This is a genomic window from Flavobacterium sp. (assembly GCF_044338735.1).
Taxonomy (GTDB): domain Bacteria; phylum Bacteroidota; class Bacteroidia; order Flavobacteriales; family Flavobacteriaceae; genus Flavobacterium.
The window spans coordinates 1-9,228 of record NZ_JBIIWV010000086.1 but is presented as its reverse complement, the minus strand read 5'-3'; the positions used below and the strand labels follow the sequence as shown (position 1 = coordinate 9,228).

Sequence of the window (9,228 nt, the reverse complement as noted above, 5' to 3'; positions counted from 1 at the left end):
TTTTGAAAGGATTGGCAAACGATTCTAAAAATGCTGCTTTTAATAAAGCATTAGCAGATGCTAAAACAAATCAACAAGGAAATCAAGATTATATTGATGCTTTCTTTGTTGAAGCAAATAATGCAAATATAAATTTAGCGGCTGCAGATGTTTTTGGTAACAGAAACCTGGAAGCTGAAATTAAAAATGGCATGACTAATAAACAAGTTGAGCCAATTCTTAAAAAGAAAGTATTAGAGTCTGTTGAAAGTGCATTTAATGTACTAAGAAAACGTATCGATCAATTTGGTGTTACGCAACCAAACATTCAAATGTTAGGTAATTCAGGAAGAATTCTTGTAGAATTACCTGGTGCTAAGGATGTAGATCGTATTAAAAATTTATTACAAGGTACCGCCCAATTAGAATTTTGGGAAACTTATAAATTAGATGAAGTTTCTGGTTTTGTTATGGCTGCAGATGAAGCGCTTAAGAAAACGGAAATAAAAGTTAAAGCGGCTCCCGTTAAAACTTCAGGAATTGATTCTTTATTGACTGATAAAGCAGATACTTCTGCTGCAAAAACAAGTCCTTTTTTAGGTAAAATGGTTGGCCCTGGTCAACAGGGAATTGGTTTCTTTAACATAAAAGATACAGCCGTTATTAATGGATATTTAAAAAGAGCAGATATCAGAGCGTTACTTCCAGCTAATTTAACAAATATTAGATTTGCTTGGGGTAAAGTTAATCCTAAAATGCCTGATGCTACTGAGTTATATGTTTTAAAAGGAACGAGAGATAACGTAGCGCCATTAAGTGGTGGGGTTATTGTTGATGCTAAAGATACTTTTGATCAATTTGGCAAACCAGCTGTTTCTATGCAAATGAATGCAAATGGTGCTAGATTGTGGGAAAAAATTACTGGAGCAGTTTCGCAACAAGGAAATGCTATTGCAATTGTCTTAGATAATACAGTATATTCTGCACCAGGTGTAAGTAAAGGAGCAATTACTGGTGGTCAATCAGAAATTTCTGGAAACTTCACATTAGAAGAAACAAAAGATTTAGCTAATGTTTTAAGAGCTGGAAAATTACCAGCTGCTGCTGAAATTATTCAATCTGCTGAAGTAGGTCCATCTTTAGGACAAAAAGCTATTGATGCAGGTATTCTTTCTTCATTAGTAGGATTTATTTTAGTGTGTGTATGGATGGTGTTTTACTACGGTAGAGCAGGTTGGTACGCTAACGCGGCTTTATTATTAAACGTATTATTCTTATTTGGTGTAATGGCTAGTTTTGGTTTTGTATTGACATTACCAGGTATCGCAGGTATCGTTTTAACTTTGGGTACTGCAGTAGATGCTAACATTATTATTTACGAAAGAGCTAAAGAAGAGTTACGCGAAGGTAAATCGCTTGCTGACGTAGTTGATATTTCGTACGGATGGAAAGGAGCTATGCGTTCTATTGTAGATGCAAACGTTACTCACATTTTAACCGGAATTATATTATTTGTTTTTGGAACTGGACCTATTCAAGGTTTTGCATTAACATTATTGATTGGTATTTTCACCTCTTTATTCACTTCAATTTTTATTGCTAGAATTTTTATTGATAGAGATATTGCTAAAAATAGAACATTAAACTTCTCAACAGCGATAACTAAAAATTGGTTTACAGGTTTCCATTTTGATTTTATTAAAGTTAAAAAATGGACTTATTTGTTTTCTTCATTAGTAGTTGTTGTTAGTTGTGTTTCGTTTTTTGTTAATGGTTTAGATGAAGGTGTTGATTTTGTTGGAGGAAGAACGTATCAAATTAAATTTGAAAAACCAGTTGAGTCAAATATAGTTTCAGAAGAACTTTCAAAAGAGTTTGGATTACCTGTTGAAGCAAAAGTTTTTGGTGATGCAGATCAATTGAAAATTACTACAAAATATAAAATTAAAGAAGAAGGTATTGCTATCGATAAAGAGGTAAACCAGAAGTTATATAACGGTCTTAAAAAATACTTCAAAGAAGATCTTACTTACGAAAAATTCATCAACTTGTATGAAGGTAAAAAATTCGGAGTATTATATGGTTCAAAAGTAAGTCCAACTATCTCTGCCGATATTAAAACAAACTCGTTTTGGGCTGTTATTGGTGCAATGTTAGTCGTTGCTCTATACTTAGTAATCTCGTTCAGAAAATATGGATATTCTATTGGAGCAGTTGCTGCAGTAGCGCATGACGTTATTTTTGTTCTAGGTGTTTATTCTATCTGTTATAAATTTATGCCTTTCCACATGGAAATGGACCAACATTTTATCGCAGCGATCTTAACAGTTATTGGATATTCAATGAATGATACCGTAATTGTATTTGATAGAATTAGAGAGTTTTTAGATGGTAAACGTAAAGGTACTTTCAAAGAAGTGGTAAACGCATCTATTAATACAACGCTTTCTAGAACATTGAATACTTCATTAACGATGATTATGGTATTATTAATCATGTTCATTTTTGGTGGAGAATCTATTAGAGGATTTATCTTTGCTATGTTAATTGGTATTATAATTGGAACCTATTCTTCTTTATTCATTGCAACTCCAGTTTTGGTTGACTCAATGAAGAAAAGTGAAATTGATGAAATAGAAAAAAGACACGCGTAATTAGTACACGTTTTAATAATAAAAAGCTGCTTTCATTGAAAGCAGCTTTTTTATTTATACAAACTTCTTATTTATAATTCTGGATTGTATTAGGGAAATAGATATTCTAATATTTAATTAGTTACAGACTATAATTGATTCGATTTTCATATTATTGAATCTCTCATGTACTTAAATAAAAAAAGGGCTTAGAATTGACTAAACGCTTTTTTTAATATCTATTTAAATGCTTTGGATTATGCTTTATGTGCTTCCTTTGCTTTAAATACAAAATAGAATCCAATAATAATAAATGGAATACTTAACCATTGTCCCGTTGAAAGGGAATTAAAAATTGGGTATTCTTCAAATCCACCCTGACTTTCTTTTACAAATTCAACTACAAAACGAATTGACCATAGTAAAATTAAGAACAAACCAAATAAATAACCAGCTTTATTTCTTGCTTCGGTTTTCCAATATAAAAACATCAAAATAGCAAAAACAAAAACATAGCTAATTGCCTCATACAATTGTGCTGGGTGTTTTGGTGTTACAGCCGCTAAAAAATCAGAGAATTGAGGATTGGAAGCTATCGTGTTGTAAGCTTCGTTTTTGTCTCCAATTTGAGTTATTTGCATGGCTTCTGTTGGGCTGTATTTGTCTCTCAAAAATTGTATCCCAAAAGCACTATCTGTTTTGGTTCCTACGATTTCCGAGTTGAAGAAATTCCCTAAACGAATGAAAATTGCACCTAATGAAACCGGAATTACAATTCGATCTAATATCCATAAAAACGAACGTTTAATTACACGTTTTTGAATATAAAACATAGTAGCTATTATTGCAATTGCTGCTCCATGGCTGGCTAATCCTGCAAAACCTGTAAAATGAATTGAGGGTTTTGTACTTATTGGTAATAGAACACTCCATGGATCTTCGCTAAATAATTCAGGTTGATAAAAAATCACATGTCCTAATCGTGCACCAAGCATGGTAGCCACAAGTGTATAGATAAATAATTTATCTAATGCTTCAATAGATTCGTTTTCTCTATTGAAAATAGGTTTCATTATATACCAACCTAATCCAAAAGCCAATACCCAGGAAAGGCTGTAAAAACGCAATAAGAAAAATCCTAAATCAAACCCTTCTGAAGGATTCCAAACCATATTAAGTGCGTGAATCATAATTTTGTGTAAATGATTAAAGCGTAAAAATAAATATTATTATTGGGAAACATGTTAAAATTACGATAAGAAATTTATTCAAGAGCAATGTCAATTTCAAAAATCAACTTCCAACTTGAAACAAAATTCAGGAACACAGATTGAAGAAATTTTGGTAATTATTAAAATCTTTGCGACTTCGCGTCTTTGCGAGCTAATTTTGTAACAGAAAGTATCACAAAGAAAATCAGTGTAAATCCGTTTAATCTTTGTCATCTGTGTTCTAAAATAAACTTCTAAAATCAAAAATCTTTAATCATCAATCTAAAATCAGGGTACCGGATCATAACCACTTTTTCCCCAAGGATTGCAACTAATAATGCGTTTCATTGATAACCAACCTCCTTTTAACAATCCGTGTTTTGTAAATGCTTGTAAGGTATAATTTGAACAACTGGGTTCAAAGCGGCATGCAGCGGGTGTATATGGCGAAATAGCTACTTGATAAAATCGTATTAGTAAGATAAATGGAAAAATTATCCATTGTTTTGCCGAATTTGGATACTTCGATTGCATTTGACACATGATTATTTAGTTAAAATAAGAACCTCAAAAAGAGATTCTTATTGGATTAAAAACTAAAAGTCGTTCCTTCTTTTCCGTCTTTGATAATAATTCCTAGCTCTTGAAGTTTGTCTCTAATTTCATCCGATAAAGCAAAATCTTTATTAGCTCTAGCCTGATTGCGCATTTGAATTAGCATCTCAACCACACCATTTAGTTTTTCGGTTGAACCTGAAGTTCCAGCTGAAGTATTATTCATTCCTAAAACCTCATAAATAAAATCTGAAAGTGTTTGAGATAACAGTTCAATATCTTCCGAAGTTAAAGTTGCTGCTCCATCATTCACTAAATTGATAAAACGCGCTCCTTCAAATAATTGTGCAATTAAAATAGGCGTATTAAAGTCATCATTCATAGCGTCATAACAACTTTGTTTCCAAGAAGTAATGTCTAATGACGAAGTTGCACTTGGTTGTAATGAAGGTATTAATTTGTATGCCTCAATTAATCGATTATATCCTTTTTCACTAGCTACCATGGCATCATTTGAAATATCTAAAACACTTCGGTAATGCGCTTGTAAAAAGCAAAAACGAACAATATTTGGTTCAAATGATTTTTCAAAAAACGAATTATTTCCTGTGACTAATTCCATTGGTAAAATATAATTTCCAGTAGATTTACTCATGCGCAGTCCGTTCATGGTAAGCATATTAGTATGCATCCAAAAATTTACCGGCGAATGACCGTTACAAGCAGTTCCTTGCGCTACTTCACATTCGTGATGTGGGAATTTCAAATCCATACCACCTCCATGAATATCAAACGTTTCTCCTAAGTATTTAGTACTCATGGCTGTACACTCTAAGTGCCAGCCCGGAAAACCTTCTCCCCATGGTGAATTCCAACGCATAATATGAGCAGGTGATGCATTTTTCCATAGCGCAAAATCTTGTGGATTCTTCTTTTCAGTTTGTCCATCTAAATCACGCGTATTAGCAAATAATTCATCGATATTACGATTACTTAGTGCTCCATAATTCAAGCCCTTTGCGTTGTAAGCAAAAACATCGAAATACACAGAACCATTGCTTTCATAGGCAAAACCCAATTCAATTAACTTTTGGGTTAATTCTATTTGTTCTACAATATGACCTGTTGCAGTAGGTTCAATTGTTGGAGGAAGAAAATTGAAAGTATCTAAAACCTTATGAAAATCGACAGTATATTTCTGAACAATTTCCATGGGTTCTAGTTTTTCTAAACGCGATTGTTTTACAAAACGGTCATTGGCAACATCGCCATCATCCGTTAAATGACCAGCATCGGTAATATTTCTGACATATCTTACTTTGTAGTCTAAATGCAATAAATATCTATAAATTACATCAAAAGACATAAAAGTACGAACATTGCCTAAATGTACATTGCTATAAACTGTAGGACCGCAAACATACATACCAATAGTTCCTTCATGAATAGGAGTAAAGGTTTCTTTTTCCCCCGAAAGGGTATTGTATATTTTAAGCGGCTGATTTTTATATAGTTCCATTAGTGCGATTGCTCGATTTTAGTATTGATTGATTTTTAAATTAAAACTGAGTATCTAACTTTATATAATCTAAAAATTCTCTTTTTACTTTGTCTTCTTTAAACTTACCTCCAAATTCTGAAGTTACAGTACTGCTTTCAATATCTCTAATTCCTCTAGAATTTACGCATAAATGTTTGGCATCAATAACACATGCTACATCCATTGTGCCTAAAACATTTTGTAATTCTTGAACAATTTGCATGGTTAAACGTTCTTGTACTTGGGGTCTTTTGGCATAAAAATCAACCACACGATTCATTTTGGATAAACCTACGACTCTTCCTTTAGAAATATAAGCAACGTGAGCTCGTCCTACTATCGGTAAAAGGTGGTGTTCACAAGTAGAATAAACAACTATGTTTTTTTCAACGAGCATTTCACCATATTTATATTTGTTTTCAAAGGTTGATGAACTTGGTTTTTTAGCAGGATTTAATCCGCCAAAAATTTCCTTTACAAACATTTTTGCAACACGATTAGGTGTTCCTTTCAAACTATCATCTGTAAGGTCAAGACCAAGAGTGTTCAAAATATGCTCAACATCTTTTTTAATTGATTCTATTTTTTCATCGTCAGAAATATCAAAAGCATCCGCACGCAATGGTGTTTGAGCACTTGTTGCAACATGGTTGTTTCCTATTTCTTCTTGAAAATCCTCGTTTTGTTTCATTCGTATTGATTAGTTTCTTGGTAATTTTTGAATAGGCAAAGATAAATAATAAACTAACATCGAATAAATAAAGGAACGTCTTTTTTATAGACCTTCCTTTATTGGTCGACATAAATAAATGTTTATTTAATAGAATTGTATACTTTAATTGCTTCTTTTAAAATTTGAACCGCTTTTATTAAATCTTCTTTTTTCAGAACATAAGCAATACGCACTTCATCAAGTCCTACGTTTGGTGTTGAATAAAATCCTTCTGCAGGAGCAACCATTACAGTTTCTCCATTAAAATCATAAGATTCTAACAACCATTGAGCAAATTTATCGGCATTATCAACGGGTAATTTTGCAATACAATAAAAGGCGCCTTTTGGAGTAGCAACTGTAACTCCATCAATTTTTTGTAATTCAGAAATTAATACATCTCTTCTTTCTTTATATTCAGAAATGACATCATCAAAATAACTTTGAGGCGTATCTAGTGCTGCTTCACTTGCAATTTGTGCATAGGTAGGCGGACTCAATCGTGCTTGTGCAAATTTCATAGCTGTTGCCATAACTTCTTTGTTTTTTGAAACAATGCAGCCAATTCTTGCCCCACACATACTATATCGTTTCGAAACCGAATCAATCATAATTGCATGTTCTTCTAAACCAGCAACATTCATTACCGAAAAATGCTTTTCACCATCATAAATAAATTCTCTATATACTTCATCAGCAATCAAAAACAAATCGTGTTTTTTAACTATTTCTGCCAGTTTTAAAATTTCTTCTTTAGAATATAAATATCCAGTTGGATTTCCAGGATTACAAATTAAAATAGCCTTTGTTTTTGGCGTAATTAATTTTTCAAAAGCTTCAATAGGAGGTAAAGCAAAACCGGTTTCAATTCCAGAAATTACAGGAACTACTTTTACACCAGAAGCGATAGAAAACCCATTATAATTAGCATAAAAAGGTTCAGGAATTATGATTTCATCACCGCTATCCATTGTGCTTCCCATAGCAAAAAGTAAGGCTTCAGAACCACCTGTAGTAATAATAATATCTTGTGTTTCAATAGGTAAACCGTGATTTTTATAATATTGCGATAGTTTTGTTCTGTAGCTCTCAAACCCAGCAGAATGACTATATTCTAAAACACTAATGTCAGCATTTTTTACTGCTTGAAGTGCAACTTCAGGTGTTTTAATATCGGGTTGACCAATGTTTAAATGATACACTTTGTGACCTTTCTTCTTTGCAATTTCAGCGTAGGGAACCAATTTTCTAATTGGAGATTCGGGCATTTGTTGTCCTTTATTCGAAACTTTTGGCATGATGTATTTTTTTAGTTGAGCAAAATTGCAACTTTTTTCAGAATTGCATACTATTTTCGTTTAAAAAAAGCCTCAATTTATATGAGGCTTGCTTTTTTATGAATTGGGTAAGGTCTTTTTCTTGACTAAGGGACTTACTTCTTCTTTTACAATTACAGTTCCTTTAATTCGCAGTGGAACCATTCCATCGGGTTTATTAGTGGCATTACTTTCAATAGTAATGGTTTTACTAATTGGGCCAGGATTCATGTTGTATTGCACTTTTATCTGACCTTTAGCGCCTGGAGCTATTGGATCTTTTGGCCATTCGGGAACGGTACAACCACAACTCGATTTAGCATTTTTAATTAAAAGAGGTTCGTCTCCTGTATTTGTAAATTCAAATATTCGGATTCCATCATCTTTTCCTTTTTCCACTTCGCCATAATTGATGGTTTCTTCTTTAAACTCAATTTTAGGACCTTTTTGAGCTAGGGAAGTCAAACCAATCAACACGGTTATAAAAACAAGTAATTTTTTCATCATTTTATTAATTAATAGTGTGCTGTAAAATTAAATAAATATAAGTAACGAACAAACTACACGTAACATTTTTTTTATTTTAGTGTTATCGTTACTTTTGCACTTAGTTACACAAAAAACATACCAAAGTTGCTTTTTTTGAGAAGCGAATGGCTCGGGATCTTTTTGTTATCCATTTTCCCGCTGTTCGCTCTACAAGGTGCCGCTTCCATCGGGGCTAGAAAGCTAATTTTTCGATTTTTTGTAATCGTTGTTTTAAAATTATTCAGCGTAAATCTGAAATCAAAAATCTAATATCTGAAATCTAAAATTATATGATTCCCGCACAATTCAACGCTAAAGAAGTAGAACAAAAATGGTACGCCTATTGGATGAAAAATGATTATTTTTCTTCAAAACCCGACCATAGAACGCCATACACCATTGTAATTCCGCCACCTAATGTAACGGGAGTCTTACACATGGGGCATATGTTGAATAATACCATTCAAGATGTATTAATTCGTCGTGCGCGTTTAAAAGGATTCAATGCGTGTTGGGTACCAGGAACCGATCATGCTTCTATTGCAACCGAAGCAAAAGTAGTGGCCAAGTTAAAAGAAGAAGGCATCAATAAGAATGATTTAACGCGCGAAGAATTTTTAAAACACGCTTGGGAATGGACTGATAAATACGGTGGAACCATTTTAGAACAATTAAAACAATTAGGTTGTTCTTGCGATTGGAATCGTACCAAGTTTACAATGGATGACGATATGTCAGCTTCTGTAATTCATTC

The 9,228-nt window shown here is 32.8% G+C and carries 8 protein-coding genes; 2 read left to right on the top strand and 6 right to left on the bottom strand.

Annotated features, from left to right (window positions below; genetic code table 11):
- On the top strand, positions 1–2,633 hold a 2,633-nt coding region (gene secDF / locus ACIQZC_RS06845), incomplete at its 5' end, for a protein translocase subunit SecDF (protein ID WP_396138491.1).
- A gap of 236 nt (positions 2,634–2,869) precedes the next feature.
- On the opposite strand, the gene lgt is transcribed toward secDF, so the two are convergent.
- The 6 genes from lgt to ACIQZC_RS06815 all read right to left on the bottom strand — a co-directional run bounded on the left by lgt (position 2,870) and on the right by ACIQZC_RS06815 (position 8,450).
- The gene (gene lgt / locus ACIQZC_RS06840) at positions 2,870–3,802 is read right to left on the bottom strand and encodes a prolipoprotein diacylglyceryl transferase (protein WP_396138490.1); all 933 of its coding nucleotides are present in this window, start codon (positions 3,800–3,802) and stop codon (positions 2,870–2,872) included.
- A gap of 309 nt (positions 3,803–4,111) precedes the next feature.
- Positions 4,112–4,366, bottom strand: coding sequence for a membrane protein insertion efficiency factor YidD (gene yidD / locus ACIQZC_RS06835; protein WP_396138489.1), 255 nt, complete (start codon positions 4,364–4,366; stop codon positions 4,112–4,114).
- A gap of 46 nt (positions 4,367–4,412) precedes the next feature.
- Positions 4,413–5,897, bottom strand: coding sequence for a cysteine--tRNA ligase (cysS, locus tag ACIQZC_RS06830; RefSeq protein WP_396138488.1), 1,485 nt, complete (start codon positions 5,895–5,897; stop codon positions 4,413–4,415).
- A 40-nt stretch (positions 5,898–5,937) separates the two neighbouring features.
- Positions 5,938–6,609 (bottom strand): GTP cyclohydrolase I FolE, encoded by a 672-nt coding sequence (folE, locus tag ACIQZC_RS06825; protein ID WP_396138487.1) that lies wholly within the window; start codon positions 6,607–6,609, stop codon positions 5,938–5,940.
- A gap of 122 nt (positions 6,610–6,731) precedes the next feature.
- Positions 6,732–7,928, bottom strand: coding sequence for a pyridoxal phosphate-dependent aminotransferase (locus tag ACIQZC_RS06820; RefSeq protein ID WP_396138486.1), 1,197 nt, complete (start codon positions 7,926–7,928; stop codon positions 6,732–6,734).
- 96 nt (positions 7,929–8,024) lie between these two features.
- Complete coding sequence (locus ACIQZC_RS06815) at positions 8,025–8,450, bottom strand: DUF1573 domain-containing protein (protein ID WP_396138485.1); 426 nt, start codon at positions 8,448–8,450, stop codon at positions 8,025–8,027.
- A gap of 314 nt (positions 8,451–8,764) precedes the next feature.
- Between ACIQZC_RS06815 and ACIQZC_RS06810 the strand changes: the two genes are divergently transcribed.
- Positions 8,765–9,228, top strand: a 464-nt coding sequence (locus ACIQZC_RS06810) for a class I tRNA ligase family protein (protein WP_396138484.1), incomplete at its 3' end; no start/stop codon positions are given.